This window comes from Mitsuaria sp. WAJ17 (assembly GCF_014174515.1).
Taxonomy (GTDB): Bacteria; Pseudomonadota; Gammaproteobacteria; order Burkholderiales; family Burkholderiaceae_C; genus Roseateles_B.
The window spans coordinates 135576-150679 of sequence record NZ_JACJUG010000011.1 but is presented as its reverse complement, the minus strand read 5'-3'; the positions used below and the strand labels follow the sequence as shown (position 1 = coordinate 150679).

Genomic DNA, 15104 nt, shown 5'->3' with positions numbered 1-15104 from the left:
CGGGCTGGCGGACGGGCTCAGTCGCCCAGCTCGAAGATCTGGGCTGAGCGCGCGGGCAGGGGCAAGAGGCCTGCGAGGCGGCCTTGGCGGCCGCTCATGATCTCGCGCCAGGCCTGGCCCGGCTTCAGCATCTCGGGGAAGCGGGCGGTGTCCAGTTGCGCCTCGGTTTGGCCCTTGTGCAGCACCAGCATCAGGGTCTGCCGCCCCAGCTGCCTGAACAGCACGTAGACGCCGTCGCGCGGGCTGTAGTGGACCAGCCGGCCCTCGTGGATGGCGGGCTGCTGCTTGCGCCAGTTCAGCAGGCGGCGCAGCCAGTCCTGGGCTTCGCGCTGGCGGGTGTCCAGGCCCGTGCCTGTAAAGGCATTGGCCGCGTCGCCGGCCCAGCCGCCGGGGAAGTCGCTGCGCACCAGGCCGTCGTCGCGCTCGCGCGGACTGCTCAGCAGCACCTCGGAGCCATAGAAGAACTGCGGGATGCGCCGCGTCATGGCCAGGTAGGCTGTGGCCATCTTGTACAGGGCCAGGTCCTCGTGCAGGGCCGCGATGACGCGCGGGGTGTCGTGGTTGCCGTCAAAGACGACCAGGCGCGCCGGATCGGCATAGACGAAGTCGTGAGCCAGGGCCTCGTAGAGCTTGGTGAAGCCGCTGTCGTGACCCTCCGGCTCCGTCAGCGAGGCCAGCAAGGCGCCATGCAGGGGGAAGTCCATCATGCTCGGCATGTGGGACACATAGCCGTCGTGGTTGTGCTTACCGCGCTGCCAGTAGGCCACCACCGCAGGATGCGGGCTCCACTCCTCGCCGACCATGTTCAGCCGCGGGTATTCCTCCAGCAGCCGCGCGCTCCAGCGGGCCAGGAAGGCCTTGTCGGAGTAGGAGTAGGTGTCGGTGCGCACGCCGCTGAGGCCGGCGTACTCGATCCACCAGAGGCTCATCTGGATCAGGTAGTTGGCCAGCACGGGCTGGCGCTGGTTGAGGTCCGGCATATTGGGCGTGAACCAGCCGTCGCTGAAGGCGCGGCGGTCGCTCTCGGTGCCGTAGGGGTCCTGGATGGACATGCGGAAATGGCTGGTCTCGGTGTAGCGCGGCCACTGGTTGACCCAGTCCCGCGTGGGCAGGTCCTGCATCCACCAGTGCCGGGCGCCGATGTGGTTGAGCACGATGTCCTGGATCACCCCCAGGCCGCGCTCGCGGGCTTCGGCGGCGAAGGCGCGAAAGTCCTCGTTGCTGCCGAAGCGCGGGTCGATGCGGTAGAAGTCCGTGCTGGCGTAGCCGTGGTAGCTGTACTCGCGGCTGTCGTTCTCGGTCAGCGGCGTGGGCCAGACCTGGGTGAAGCCCATGGCGGCCACATAGTCCAGGTGCTGGCGCATGCCGGTCAGGTTGCCACCGTGGCGGCCGCCGGGCAGCTCGCGCCGCTCGCCTTCGGCCATGCCGGCGGCTTCTGGTGCGGGGAGGCCCTTGGCGAAGCGGTCGGGCACGATGAGGTAGATGGCATCCCGCGGCCCGAAGCCCTCGCGCTGGGCCGAGCCCGGCGCGCGTGCCTGAAGCGGGTAGGAATGGCTCAGCACCAGGCGCTCGCCCTCGCGCAGCTCGATGGCCATGGTGCCAGGTCTTGCCTGAGGGCTGATGTCCAGGTCCAGCACCAGGTAGTTGGGGCTCTCCAGGCCTTGCTGGCGCAGCAGGCGTACGCCGGGGTGGGCGACGCGGGCCTGCAATCGGCCGATGTCCTTGCCATGCAGCATCAGCTGCAGGCTGCTCTGCTTCATGCCCACCCACCAGGAGCGGGGCTCGATGTGATCCAGGGTCATGGCATGTGCACTGCTGAAGAGGATGGTGGTCAGGAACACGGCGCGCAGCCAGGGCTGGCGGCTCAGGACGGAACGCAGGGGCATGGTCGCACCATTCTCATTGCAGGCTGTAGACGGCGAAGGACTGCGGCGGCAGTCGGAGCTGGTCCGTGCGCAGGAGGGCGGCAGGGCGGCGGTGCCGGGCTGCCGCAAGCCGCGCCTGGGCTGCGCTGCGCAGCAGCGGGCGCAGGCGCTGGTCGGCACTGATGCCTGCGGGCAGGCCCTGCCAGGCCTGCATGCCGTAGTTGATCAGCACCAGCAGGGTCTGGCCCTCGGCACGGCGCTGGAAGCCGATGACGCTGCCGTCCTGGAAGGCCTGGACGTAGTCGCCCCGCTTGAGCGCCGGCTGCGCCCGCCGCAGGCCGATCAGGGCGCGGTAGTGGTTCAGCAGCGAGGCAGGATCGCGTGCCTGGGCCTGCGCATTGTGCGTGGCCGCATTGGGCGAGACGGCGCGGAAGGGCCGGCCCTGCGTGAAGCCGCGGGCGTCGGCGCTCCAGCTCATGGGCGCGCGCAGGGGCACGTCGCCCGGGCCTTCGATGCCCGCCATGCCGATCTCCTCGCCGTAGTAGAGGAAGGGAATGCCCGGCAGCAGCAGGTAGGTCGCGGCGGCCAGGCGGTAGCGAGCCTCGTCGCCGCCCAGTTGGTCCCAGACGCGGGCGCCGGCGAAGATGTCGTGGTTGGCCAGCATGGTGGCCATGTTCAGCGGGGTGGTCTCGAAATGCCTGGCCAGCGGCGCCAGGGCCTCGGCCTCGCCGCGGACCGCGCCCAGGATCAGCTTCTCAAGGCCGAAGTCGAAGGCGCTGCCGCAGACCTCGGGGCTGGCATAGGCCGTGGGGCTGGCGGTGGCCTCGCAAACGGTGAAGCGCCCGGGGTAGCTGCGGATCAGCCGCGTGTACTCGGCGGTGAGTGCGCGGCTTTCGGGCTGATCGTTCCAGTCCCTGGCGCTGTTCTCGATGAGATGCGGCACGGCGTCGAGCCGGAAGCCATCCAGGCCGCGGTCCAGCCAGAAGCGCAGGCTGTCGCGGTGATAGTCGATGACGGCCGGGTTGCGCAGGTTGAAGTCCGGCATGTGCGGGCCGAAGGTGGCAAAGTAGCGCGCACCAGCCTGGGCCTGGTCCGGGTCGGCATACCAGGGTGTGTGGCCCCAGATGTCCCAGTCCTTCAGATCGACGGGGGCCGGGTCTTGCCAGACGTACCAGTCGCGGTAGGGCGACTGCGGGTGACGCAGGCTGTCCTGGAAATTCGGGTGCTCGCGGGCGCTGTGATTGAGGATGTAGTCCATCACCACGCCGATGCCACGGCGGTGCGCCTGGCGCAGCAGCTCGTCGAAGTCGGCCTGGCTGCCATAGTCGGGCTCGATGCCGCGGAAATCGGTGATGGCGTAGCCGTGGTCATGGTCCGCGCTGCGGGTGATGGGCATCAGCCAGAGGCCGGTGACACCCAGGCGCTGGAGGTAGTCCAGGCGCCGGGTGAGGCCGCGCAGGTCGCCGATGCCGTCTCCATCGCTGTCCTGGTAGCCCCGCACGAAGACTTCCATGAACACGCCCTGTGACCAGTCTGGCGGCGGGGCGTCCTGGGGAGCAGCCGCAGCGCAAAAGCTCAGGCAGCCCAGCCAGCTGCTCATGACAAGTTTGTAGTTGAAATACATGATGGGCGGCAGTGATTCGGATGAATTACTGGAAGACAGCATAGTTGCAAACCAAAATCCTGAAAACCCTGGTTTTCTTTGTATGTAGTTTTGCTACTATTTGACGCGCTACCTGATCTGCCACCGTCAGGAATCCCGGACTCCCACCGCATCGTCAACATGGCCATTCGCCCGTCTTCCGCAACTGCTGCGTCCCATCGCCTGGCCCGTGCGGGGGCGGGTTTTCTGCTGGGCCTGCTGGCTGCGGCCGTGCAGGCCGTCGAGCCGGCGCCCCAGGGTGAGGGGTCGGGGGTCTGCGACGAGCCGGGGCTGGCCTCCGTGCTGCGCGCTCCGGCGCCTGGCGCGCCCGAATGGCCGGCGCGGGCCCATGCGCTGGACCTGCAGCATCTCCAGTGGCCCGGCCTCCCGGCGGAGGGGGCACTGCGCCTCGTGGCCGCCTGGCGAGGCGGGCTGAAGGCGGTGGCCGGGGCGCCTGTGCAGGGCGTCGATGCCAGCCTGCCGGTTCGGCGCGGCACGGCGCTTGCGCAGTCGCTGGCCCGGCGCTTCCCGCACTTGCGCCAGGGCGGCGTGCTGGAGCTGCCGCCCGACCTGGGCCTGGATGAACGCTGGCTGCGCGCCGAGCTGCTGCTGCTGCGCGAGGACGGTCAGGGGCGCGTGCTGGAGGCCAGCCGCCTGCAACTGCCCGGCGCGCTGGACGCGCGCTATGCCGAGGCGGCCGAGCACCTGGCCTATGGTCCGCTGTTCACTCCAGGCAGCCAGGCCAGCGGACTGCGCCTTTGGGCCCCGACGGCGCATCAGGTGCAGCTGTGCCTGTATCCCGATGCCGAGTCGCCCGCCGCGCGCATGCTGCCCATGGTGTGGGAGCCGGCCAGTGGCAGCTGGATGCTGTCCACCCACGAAGACCTGCGCGGTCAGTACTACCGTTTCCTCGTGGACGTGCTGGTGCCTGGCCAGGGCCTGCTGCGCCAGCGGGTGACGGACCCACAGGCGGTGAGCCTCAATGCCGATTCCCGCCGCAGCTTCATCGCCGACCTGGATGACGCGGCCTGGATGCCGCCGGGCTGGCTGGCGCACCGCCGACCGCCTCCCCCGGCCGCCCCCACGGATATGAGCATCTACGAGCTCCACGTGCGCGACTTCTCCTGGCATGACGCCAGCCAGCCGCCGGCCCTTCGTGGCCGGTACGGGGCCTTTGCGCAGTCCGGATCCCTGGGGGTGCAGCACCTGCGCCGGCTTGCGCGGGCGGGCATGACGGATGTCCACCTGCTGCCTGTTTTCGACATCGCCAGCATCCCCGAGCGCGACTGCACCCAGCCAGCCGTGCCTGCCTCCGCACCCGACAGCGAGGCCCAGCAGGCCGCCGTCACCGCGCTGGCCTCGCGTGACTGCTACAACTGGGGCTACGACCCGCTGCACTACAGCGCGCCGGAAGGCAGCTATGCCAGCGATGCCAATGCCGGCGGGCAGCGCCTGCTGGAGTTCCGCCAGATGGTCATGGCCCTGCACGGACTGGGCCTGCGGGTGGGCATGGACGTGGTCTACAACCACACGCCGGCGTCTGGCCAGCATCTGCATTCGGTGCTGGACCGCGTGGTGCCGGGCTACTACCAGCGCCTGGACGCCGAGGGCCGCGTCGAGCGCTCCACCTGCTGCGACAACACCGCCACCGAGCACCGGATGATGGCCAAGCTGATGAGCGACTCCGTGCTGCTGTGGGCGAAAAAGCATGGCATCGACTCCTTCCGTTTCGACCTCATGGGCCACCAGCCGCGAGCGGTGATGGAGGCCATTGCCGCGCGCCTGCGCCAGCAGCTGGGGCATGCCGTGCCGCTGATTGGCGAGGGCTGGAACTTCGGCGAGGTGGCCCATGGTGCGCGCTTCGTGCAGGCCAGCCAGCTGTCGCTCAACGGCAGCGGGATCGGCACCTTCAGCGACAGGGCGCGGGACGCCCTGCGCGGCGGCTCGCCGGGTGACGGCTCGGCGGCCGGCCTGGTGCGCCAGGGCTGGGGCAATGGCCTCTTCAGCGCGCCCAATGGCGTGGCGGAGCCGGCCAACCTGGCCTCGCTGCAGGAGGCGGCCGACCTGGTCCGCGTGGGCCTGGCCGGCAGCCTGCGCAGCTACCGCCTGAGGGACTGGCACGGTGTGACGCGCTCCCTGTCTGACATCGCCTACGGGGACCAGCCGGCCGGCTATGCCAGCGAGCCGGCCGAGGTCGTCAACTACGCCGAGAACCACGACAACCACACCCTGTTCGACAACCATGCATTGCGCCTGCCCCGCCAGGTCTCGCGGGAGGAGCGGGTGAGGGCGCAACTGCTGGCCACAGCGGTAACGGCCTACAGCCAGGGCGTGGCCTACTTCCATGCGGGCATGGAGATCCTGCGGTCCAAGTCTCTTGACCGCAACAGCTTCGATTCGGGTGACTGGTTCAACCGCCTTGACTGGAGTCTGCAGGACAACGGCTTCGGCGCGGGCCTGCCGCCCGCGGCCGACAACGCCGGCGCCTGGCCCCTGTACCGCGGGCTGCTGGCGGATCCCGGGATCAAGCCGCGCCCCCAGGACATCCGCCTGGCCCGGGACATGTTCCTGGACCAACTGCGCGTGCGCGCCAGCTCCAGCCTCTTTCACCTGCGCAGCGCGGAGGAGGTGCAGCGGCGCCTCAGCTTCCCGCGTCTTCCCCAGGGCGCCCCGCCCACCGTGCTGGTGGCGCGGCTGCAAGGGCAGGGGCTGCCCGGCGCGGGCTTCCGCGAGCTGTTGATTGTTTTCAACGCGGGCCGCGAATCGGCACGATGGCGCTGGGCCGAAGCGGGCAGGGGCTGGCGCCTGCATCCGGTGCTGGCGCGGGTCGAAGCGGCGGATGCGGCGCTGCGGCAAACCGCCCGCATGGACGCCGCGCGGGGCGAGCTGCGCGTGCCGGCCTGGTCGGCGGCGGTGTTCGTGCGCTGAGGCGTCTCAGGCGGATCGATCGCCGCCCGGGGCGGCAGCGGCAGCATGAGTTCCGGCATGGCTTGCCAGCCGGGCGGCAGGCGCTCATCATGGGCTGGCAACCCAGCCATGCGAGGCCCGCATCATGTCTCAGCACCGACTGTCCGCCCGTTTGCGTCTGGCCGGCATGGCCCTGGTCCTGAGTCTCTTGCAGGCCTGTGCGACGACCCCGCGGCCGGCACTGCCCGCGCCGCCCCTGATGGACGAGGCCTTCGCGCCGGCGCCCGTCCTGCCGAGCAGCCAGGAGCTGCTGGCGCTGTCGCCGGCCATGCGCGACTTCATGGAGCAGGCCATACAGCCCAAAGTCCGAACCCATGGCAGCAAGGAGGGTCTGCTGAAGGCGCTCTACCGCGAAGGGCAGTTGCGCCTGCAATACGACGCCGAGAAGACCCGCACTGCTGCCGAGACCTTTGCCGATGGCCGTGGCAACTGCCTGTCCCTGGTACTGATGACAGCGGCCTTTGCCCAGGAGCTGCAGCTGCCGGTCTACTTCCGTTCCGTGCTGGTCGATCCGCAGTGGACGCGCAGCGACAGCCTCATCTTCCAGTCCGGCCACGTGAACCTGGGCCTGGGCACACGGCTGCAGGAGCGGGCCTTTGTGGGCACGGTGGAGGCGCCCGTGATCGTGGACTTCCTGCCCGAGGAAGGGCCGCGCAGCAGCCGGGCGGTGGAAGTCAGCTCCGCCACCATCACCGCCATGTTCTACAACAACCGCGCGGCCGAGCAGCTCAATGCCGGCGACGTCCGCGCGGCCTACTGGTGGGCGCGCGCCGCGGTGATGGCCGACCCGCGCTTCAGTGCAGGCTTCAACACCCTGGCCGTTCTGTACCGGCGGCAGGGGCGGCTGGACCTCGCCGAGCGCGTGCTGGAGCTGGTGCTGGCTCAGGAAGCCGCCAATGAAGTCGCCTTGGCCAATATGGTGGTCGTGCTGCGCGAGGCCCGTCGGACCGAAGACCTGGCCCGCTATGAGCAGCGGCTGGCGGCCCTGCGGCCCGTGCCGCCCTTCAAGTATTTCGACGATGGCCGGGAGGCGATGAAGCGGCAGGACTTCCGTGCTGCCGATGCCCTGTTCGCGCAGGAACTGGCCCGATCTGCGAACAATCACGAATTGCATTTCTGGGCGGCCCTGGCCAAGCTCGCCCTCGGGCAGCAGGAGCGCGCCGCCCGGCACCTTGCGCTGGCCGCGCAGACCAGCCCGACGCCCGGGCAGCAGCGCATCTACGAAGCCAAGCTGCACTGGCTGCAGACCCATGCACGATCAAAGGAGCGGATGCAATGAGTGACCGGACCCCTGGCAGCAAGGCCCTGTCGGCCCTGTTGCTGCTGATGGCGCTGGGCCTGGGTGGCTGCGCCACGGCTCCCGCGGCTCGGCCAGCAGCGGCGCTGGGCGAGCGCCTGCCCGCCTTCTGGGCCGACGAACGCTTTGCCGAGGACGGTGGCGCGCAATTGAAGGGCGAGCTGGCCCTGGCGCTCAGCGAGGACATGGAACAGTTCGCCCAGCGCTCCCTGGTGCCCATGGCCTCGCGCATCGGCGGGCCACAGGCGCTGTTCTCGGCGCTGTTCGAGCGGGGGCGGGTGGTCGTCGAGTACAGCTCGGACTACACGCGCAATGCCAGCGAGGCCTGGTCCGCGCGGCGCGGCAACTGCCTGTCCCTGGCTCTCATGACGGCGGCCTATGCGCGGCGCCTGGGGGTCGAGCCGCATTTCCACCTCATCCGTACGCCCAATCTCTGGAGCCGCGGCGAGCGGCTGAACTTTCTGGTCCGGCATGTCAACGTCACCCTGGTCGGTGATGGCTCCGATGGCTCGGTGCTGGCCGCCCCGGGCAGTCAGGGCCTGACGGTGGACTTCGTGCCGCCCAACCGGCGCATCCGCGAGATCGTCAAGGAGATTTCCGAGGCCACTGTGCTGGCTATGTACCTGAACAACCTGGCCTCGGAGGCCATGGACGGCGGCCGCTACGACCAGTCCTACCAACTCGTGAAGCAGGCCTTGCTGAAGGATCCTGCCCTCCCCGAGGCCTACAACACCCTGGCCCTGGTGCTGCAGCGGCGCGGCGCGACGGACAAGGCCGAACTGGCCCTGCGCCAGAGCCTGGCGCTGGCACCCGAGGGCGTGGCCGCGCTCAGCAATCTGTTGGCCTTGCTGGAGCAGCTGGGCGGGCCGGCGGCACAGGCCGAGCTGCCGCAGCTGCGTGAGCGCCTGGCCGCCGTGCAGCCGCGCGCGCCCTTTGCGGACCTGGACGCCGGCCAGGCCGCACTGGCCCAGGGCGATGCCGAGGCGGCACTGGCCGCCTTCCTGCGGCAGCGCGAGGTGACCGGCGACGACGCCCGCATCGAGCAGATGCTGGCCACCAGCTATGCGCGGCTGGGACGATACAGCGAGGCCCAGGACGCGCTGCGGCTGGCGCTGCAGTACAGCGACAACGACGGCCAGCGGCGCGAGCTGAGCGCCAAGAAGAAGCTGTTGCAGCAGGCTCGCGCGCCGCAGCCCTGAGCCCGCCGGCTCCCTGGCCCTTCTTCAGAGGGGCGGCAGGCCGTGCCGCTGGCGGGCCCTGGCGCAGGCCTCGTCGCCCAGCCCCAGCGGCGCGCGCAGGCCGAATTCCCGGCAGGGCGAGGGCCGCCATTCGTAGATGCCGCAGCTGGCATCGACACCCACCTGGCCCACCAGCGCCGCGCAGCGCGGTCGCGCGTGATCGGTGCCCCTCATGCGGCACAGGCTGTTGGTGAGGTCCACGCCGAGGCCGTCGGGCACAGTACCACCCTCGCTCTGCAGTTCCTCACGGGCGAAATCGACGCGGAAGCTGGCGCAGCAGGCGCCGCAGCGCAGGCAGGGGTTGTCGGTGCTCATGGCGGCCAGTGTAGGGCCCGGCAGCGGCGCGCCCGCAGGCTCAGTGCGGTCGCGCCTGCAGGGGCGCGGCAACCTCCGCAGGCTCCGCTGGACCGGGCGGCTGCACGGCCTTGTGGCCCGAGGCTGCCTCGCGGACCACGGTGACGCTGCAGTCCGACTCCGCCACGACCTGGGCCGACACGCTGCCCAGGTAGCGCCGCAGGGCCGAGTTGCCCCGGGCGCCCATCACGATGTGGTCGGCCCCGTTGCGGGCGGCGAAATCGATGATGGCCGAGGCCGGATCCGGCGCCTCCAGCACGTGGAAGGTGAGGCGCCCATCCTCCAGGCTCAGCGCGCGGCTGATGGGCCGGGCCCAATGCTTGAGCGCGACCAACTGCTTGACGTGCACGCTCTTGCCGTCCTTGTCGGTCAGCACGTCCATGCCGATACGCGCGGTGCGCATCACGCTGACGCAGGCCAGGCGGGCGCCGGGCTCGGTCTGCACGATGCGGCGCACGGTCTCGCGCAGTTGCTCCAACAGGCCCGGTGTGGCGTTCTCGATATCCACGGCGGCCATGATGATGGGGCTGCGGGCCACCTGCTCAGCCACACTGGGCTGCAGCACCGGCTCGGAGCCCAGCGCGAAGAACCAGCGCTTGAGCTCCTTGATGGCGCCGCTCTTGCTCATGCGCTCGGCGCGCCGCGTCAGCGTGATGCCTTCGGGGCGCTGCAGGTCCAGGGCCAACTGGGCAGCGCTCTGGTAGCGCCGCTCGGCCTTTACCTCCAGGCAATGCAGGATCACCTCCTGCATCCAGGGCGGGACGTCGGGATTGATGGCGCGCGGCGGCACAGGCTCCACATAGAGCCGACGGCGCAGGCCGCGCACCGAGGAGGGCTGGCCGAAGGGCCGTTCGCCGGTGGCCAGGTGATAGAGCATGACGCCCAGCGCGAAAAGGTCGCTGCGCGGGTCGTTGCGCACGAACTGCACCTGCTCGGGGGACATGTAGGGCCCCGTGCCCATGGGCAGGCTGAACTCCTCCTCGAGCAGGTCGGGGAGATGGTCATGGCGCGAGAGGCCGAAGTCGATCAGCACTGCACTGCCGTCCGGCCGGAACATGATGTTGCTGGGCTTGATGTCGAGATGGACCACGTGCTGGCGGTGCAGGTCCTGCAGCGCAGTGGCGACGCGGCTGCCGATCTCGACGACCTCGTCCAGCGGCAGCGGGGCCTCGTCCAGCCGGGGGCGCAAGGACTGACCCTGGATGTGCTCCATCACGATGTAGGCCTGGCGGGTCCAGTCGCCGCGTGCCACGTAGCGGGGCACGTGCGGGCCCTTGAGCGCGGGCATCAGCATCTGCTCGACCTCGAAGCCCACGATGGTGGCCGGGTCCTCGCCGCCCTTGATGCGCGGCACCTTCATCAGCAGCGGGAAATCCTCGCCGGGCCGGGGGTCCAGCCGGGTGACCCGCCACAGATTGGCCATGCCGCCCTGGTGCAGGCGCTCCTCCAGCCGGAAGCCGTCCAGCACCATGCCGGGCTCCAGCGAGCCGACCGTGGGCGGGGGCAGGGCGGCATCGACCCTGGCGCTGGGGCTGTCTTGTCGGGCGGCGGTCACTCGCATGGCTGGGTCCCGGGGCTGGTGGCGATGCTCATTCTCCCAGCAGCAGACGCTGCGCCAGCCGCTCGGCGACCGCAGCGTTGAGGCCGGATTGACGGACGCGCGCAGCCGCAGCGTCCACGTCGTACGGTACGCGCTGGAAGCTCAGCAGACCCGTGGCCATGTCAAACAATGCGTAGCAGGCGGCCGGGTTTGCATCGCGCGGCTGGCCACAGGAACCAGGGATGACCAGCCACTGCCGGTTGGGCAGCAGGGGGATGTCCACGCCCGGCGAGGGCACGAACTCGCCGGCCTTGCCGGTGCTGGACAGGTGGTAGAGCTTGGGCTCGTGCATATGGCCGCAGAAGGTGTAGCGGCAATGGGTGGCGTGCAGGCTGCGCATGGCTTCCAGGCGGCCCTGGATGTATTCGTAGCCCGCCGGGTCGAAGGCGTTGGCGTGGACGAAGAGGCAGTCGTCGCGCTCAAGGTGCATGGGCAGCCGGGCGAGGAAATCCAGCTGCGAATCATCCAGCTGCGCTCGGGTCCAGAGAATGGCGTCGCGTGCGTCCTCGCGCATGGTGGACAGGGGACCGGTGACGATGGCGCTGTCATGGTTGCCCATGACAGCGATGGCGCCCTGGCTGACCAATTCCCGCACTTGGTCGACCACCCAGGCCGGGTCGCCGCCGTAGCCGACGAGGTCGCCCAGCAGCGCAAATTCCCCTGCGCCGTTGATTCGTGCATGGTCGAGCACGGCGCTGAAGGCCTCGCGATTGGCATGCAGGTCGGAAATCAGGGCAAGCTTCATATCGGGAGTTTCTCCTGGGACTCTGACGGCATGCTGATGCTTTCATGGCATGCTCGATGTCCCTGGCTAGGAGTATCACGGATGGTCGTCGGGTGTTGGATGCGGATGGGGGTTCTGGCCCTGGGCAGTATCACGGCAGGCCTTGCGCAGGCCGCCTGCAGCCGACCCATCCAGGTGCCGCTGGCGCCGGTAGGCCTCAGCGTGCTGCTGCCGCCGCAGGGGGCGGCAACGGGGGTCTATCCGGAACTGCTGCGTCAGGTGGGCGAGGCCGAGGGCTGCCTCTTCGTGATGAACGCAGTGCCTCGGGCGCGGCAGGAGCTGATGTTCGAGAGCGGCCGCGGCGATGTCCTGGTGCCGGCCAGCCGCACGTCGCGGCGCGATGAATTCGGCGATTTCGTGCCCCTGATCCAGGCCCGGGCCATGCTGATCTCATTGCGCTCGGACCGCCCCCTGCCGGCCAGCCTTCGGGCGCTCGCGCAGGCCAGCGATTTGCGCGTGGCCCTGGTCCGCGGCTTTGACTACGGGGACGCCTACCAGGGGCTGCTCAGGGAACTCGGGCGGCAGGGCCGCCTGCGCCTGGAGGTGGATCCCGTCTCCGTCGCGCGCGTGCTGGATGCGGGTGGTGCTGACCTGACCCTGATGGCGCCCTCCATCCTGGTCAGTGCCCTTCATTCGGACGAGCGTGTCAGCCATCTGCTGGGCCGCTTGCGCCTGGATGCCGTCGAGGAACTGGGCTGGAATGACAGCGGCATCTACCTCTCCCGCGCGGCGCTGAGCGAAGCCGACAGGCGCCATCTGCAGGAGTCCCTGGACAAGGCCGCCCGCAGCGGCCTGGTCTGGAAGCTGTTCAAGCAGTTCTATCCGGCCGGCAGCATGGAAGGCAGCCTGAGGCCCAAGTACTGAAGAGGAGGGCGGGCCAACCCGCGAAATCAGATGAGTGATCCCGCCAGCCCAGCGATGCTCCGGGGCGCCTGCCATTGCGGTGCCGTGCGCCTGACCCTGCCTTATACGCCGGAGACGGCCACGAGCTGCAACTGCTCCCTCTGCCGCCGCACCGGCGGGATCTGGGCCTTCTATGCCCTCGGGTCCGTCGCGATCGAGGGGCACCCGGAGCACACGGAGTCCTACATCTGGGGCGATCGCACCCTGAGGAACCTGCGCTGCCGGACATGCGGCGTCGCCACCCACTGGGAACCGCTGGAGGGCGAGCACGGCGCCCGGCACGGCGTGAATCTGCGCAACTTCGATCCCCGGCTGCTGGAGTCGGTGGTGGTGAGGCGGTTTGACGGGGCGCAGAGCTGGCAGTTTCTGGACTGAGCAACGCTGGCCTGTCATCCGCAAACGCCCGCCTGGTGCCGGCGCAGCGCCGCGCTCACGGATAGACGATCAACTGGTCCACCTTACCGTCCGGGGTAAAGTAGGTCGAAACGCGCACGCTTCTTCCGGCCAGCTTGGCCCGGAACATGCGGCGAACCAAACCACCCCGGCGCTCGGAGCGCATCTGGGCCAAGCTTTCCAGCTTGCCCAGCGGGCCCATCGATTCAGCGAAGTCGGCGACGGCCTGGCGGTCGAAATGGGCGCTCAATCCTTCGCTCATCAGGCCGCGGTCGGGTGCGCCGGCCTGCAATTGTGTGAAGAGCGCGCGGACCTGGCTCAGCGCCTGAGCAGCAGAGTCATCCGCCGCAGGCGCGAACAGCAGCGCCTCGATCTCGGTGCTGACCTTGTCGCTGGCCGCGCCGCCGCCGTTCGTCAGCACGACGATGGCCGTGTCATCGTCGGGGAACACCGAGTTCTGCGAGCGAAAGCCCGAGGTCTCGCCGCCATGGTCCCACCGCAGCCGCCCCTCGGGCGTCATCCGCACGAACAGTCCCAAGGCATAGTTCGTGCCCGTGCCGCCGTTCAGCAAGTGCTCGGTGGCCATGATCCTGCGGGAGGCTCCGCTGAGGACGCTGTCATGCATCAGCGCGATGTCCCAGCGCGCCAAATCGCTGGCCGTCATGGCCAGGTTGCCTGCAGCCCAGATCCAGTACCTGCCTTCAGGCTTGGCAGGTCGCGGCGGGCCGAGTGCGGTCACTTCATACCCGATGGGATCTCTGGCGTCCCAGGCGGACTCGTTGGTGTCCATCGTGGAGCGCATGCCAAGCTTGTCCGTGATTCGACTGCGGATGAAGGCGCCGAGGGAAACCCCGCTGACCCGTTCGATGATTCGACCGGCGATCACGTAGCCGGTGTTGCTGTACTCCCATCTCGATCCAGGCTCGAAGCTGAGCGGCTGGGTCCCCCAGCCGTCGATGATGGCATCGACGGTCGTCGGCGCCTCCATGAACGGCGCCACGTAGTCGAGCGGGTAGTAGTCGGGATAGCCAGACGTATGCGCGAGCAGCTGACGTATCGTGATCTGATCCGCTCTCGTCAGGGCCGGCAGGAAGCGGCTGACTTTGTCGTCGAGCGAGAGCCTGCCATCCTCGGCCAACAGCAGGATCGAGGCGGCCACAAACTGCTTGGTGTTGGAGCCGATCTTGTAGCGCATCTGCGGCGTGGCCCGGACTGCCGGGGCGATGCGCGCCAATCCATAGGCCTGGGCGTAGGCCAGCTTGCCGCCCTGAACTATGGCAATCGAAATGCTGGGGACCGATCGATCATCCAAGGCCCTGGCAACGATGGCGTCGATTGCGCGTGCAGTGTCTGGCGCCAGCTGGGCCGAGGCTGCCACTGGCAGCGCGCACGCAAACGCGAGCAGTGAGTGGGCAAGGAACTTGATGCATGGCTTGCCGGCCGGCAAGAGGCCGGACGTGCTCTGAACCCTGGAGCGCTCGCACTTGTCTGGCGTCATCGTGAGGTTTTCCGTGGGATGTGGGCGTCCCCGGACTGTCGTCGATCGCGTGCATCCAGTCCGGCGAATGCGATCAACTGCAGTCCTGGCTTGATGGAGCGCCAGCCAGGAACGGCTGCCCGCGAGCGGTGAATGGCACACCCCGCATCGACATCGCGGTCCGGCGGCCAGGTGCCCACACGGCCCATGTGGGCCTCAGGCGTGGCCGGGATGAAACTCGCCCACGACGCCTGACGTCGGCTGATCCAGTTCGCTGTTGAGGGTTGCCATCATGGCGGCTACTGTTTCAGCGGCGGGTATGCCACCCTCCTGCGCCCAGGTATTGCCGATAAGCCGGACCATGCCGGCGAGGAAGACCCCCGGGCACCGGCCTCTTGATGGCCCTGTCCATCAAGGAAGCCAGTGTTCAGCCTGCAGTGAACACCTTGCTCGGCAATCCATGCGCTAAGCATCTGGATCGAACACTCGTCAACCTGGGCAGCGGGGGGCAGAGGTGTCACGGATGGCGCCAGGTGGCGGCAACTGTGGTTTCATCGCCAGGCCCCGCGCCGGGAGGCAAGACC

The 15104-nt window shown here is 69.1% G+C and carries 12 protein-coding genes; 5 read left to right on the top strand and 7 right to left on the bottom strand.

The genetic code is table 11. From position 1 onward, the window contains the following. Positions 1-17 precede the first annotated feature (17 nt). Both H5407_RS11280 and H5407_RS11275 read right to left on the bottom strand, forming a co-directional pair. Entirely contained in the window at positions 18-1886 is a 1869-nt protein-coding gene (locus H5407_RS11280) for a glycoside hydrolase family 13 protein (RefSeq protein ID WP_183104548.1), read from the bottom strand. A 13-nt stretch (positions 1887-1899) separates the two neighbouring features. Continuing rightward, complete coding sequence (locus H5407_RS11275; RefSeq protein WP_183104547.1) at positions 1900-3465, bottom strand: alpha-amylase family glycosyl hydrolase; 1566 nt, start codon at positions 3463-3465, stop codon at positions 1900-1902. Positions 3466-3648: 183 nt separating this feature from the next. On the opposite strand from H5407_RS11275, the gene H5407_RS11270 reads away from it, so the two are divergent. From H5407_RS11270 to H5407_RS11260, 3 genes are all read left to right on the top strand, one after another. Further along, positions 3649-6435 (top strand): alpha-1,6-glucosidase domain-containing protein, encoded by a 2787-nt coding sequence (locus tag H5407_RS11270; RefSeq protein ID WP_183104546.1) that lies wholly within the window; start codon positions 3649-3651, stop codon positions 6433-6435. 124 nt (positions 6436-6559) lie between these two features. After that, positions 6560-7753 carry a lipopolysaccharide assembly protein LapB gene (locus tag H5407_RS11265; RefSeq protein ID WP_183104545.1) on the top strand — a complete coding sequence of 398 codons (1194 nt, stop codon included), beginning with the start codon at positions 6560-6562 and terminating at the stop codon, positions 7751-7753. Continuing rightward, positions 7750-8970: a hypothetical protein gene (locus H5407_RS11260; protein ID WP_183104544.1), complete on the top strand. Its 1221-nt coding sequence runs from the start codon at positions 7750-7752 to the stop codon at positions 8968-8970. The genes H5407_RS11265 and H5407_RS11260 overlap by 4 nt, the downstream gene beginning before the upstream one ends. A gap of 24 nt (positions 8971-8994) precedes the next feature. Here H5407_RS11260 and H5407_RS11255 read toward each other — a convergent pair whose 3' ends face one another. From H5407_RS11255 to H5407_RS11245, 3 genes are read right to left on the bottom strand one after another with little or no spacing between them, the layout of a single operon-like run. Then, the gene (locus H5407_RS11255) at positions 8995-9324 is read right to left on the bottom strand and encodes a YkgJ family cysteine cluster protein (protein WP_183104543.1); all 330 of its coding nucleotides are present in this window, start codon (positions 9322-9324) and stop codon (positions 8995-8997) included. 40 nt (positions 9325-9364) lie between these two features. Next, positions 9365-10924, bottom strand: a complete 1560-nt coding sequence (locus tag H5407_RS11250) for a bifunctional serine/threonine-protein kinase/universal stress protein (protein WP_183104542.1) — start codon at positions 10922-10924, stop codon at positions 9365-9367. A 28-nt stretch (positions 10925-10952) separates the two neighbouring features. Then, positions 10953-11708, bottom strand: coding sequence for a metallophosphoesterase (locus H5407_RS11245; protein WP_183104541.1), 756 nt, complete (start codon positions 11706-11708; stop codon positions 10953-10955). 105 nt (positions 11709-11813) lie between these two features. On the opposite strand from H5407_RS11245, the gene H5407_RS11240 reads away from it, so the two are divergent. Both H5407_RS11240 and H5407_RS11235 read left to right on the top strand, forming a co-directional pair. Beyond that, the gene (locus H5407_RS11240) at positions 11814-12611 is read left to right on the top strand and encodes an ABC transporter substrate-binding protein (protein WP_183104540.1); all 798 of its coding nucleotides are present in this window, start codon (positions 11814-11816) and stop codon (positions 12609-12611) included. 30 nt (positions 12612-12641) lie between these two features. Further along, positions 12642-13025: a GFA family protein gene (locus H5407_RS11235; protein WP_220800560.1), complete on the top strand. Its 384-nt coding sequence runs from the start codon at positions 12642-12644 to the stop codon at positions 13023-13025. Between the two features lie 55 nt (positions 13026-13080). Here the strand turns inward: H5407_RS11235 and H5407_RS11230 are convergent, their stop codons facing one another. Further along, positions 13081-14541: a serine hydrolase gene (locus H5407_RS11230; protein WP_183104539.1), complete on the bottom strand. Its 1461-nt coding sequence runs from the start codon at positions 14539-14541 to the stop codon at positions 13081-13083. A 278-nt stretch (positions 14542-14819) separates the two neighbouring features. Continuing rightward, positions 14820-15041 carry a DUF5076 domain-containing protein gene (locus H5407_RS24860; RefSeq protein ID WP_183104538.1) on the bottom strand — a complete coding sequence of 74 codons (222 nt, stop codon included), beginning with the start codon at positions 15039-15041 and terminating at the stop codon, positions 14820-14822. Positions 15042-15104 lie beyond the last annotated feature (63 nt).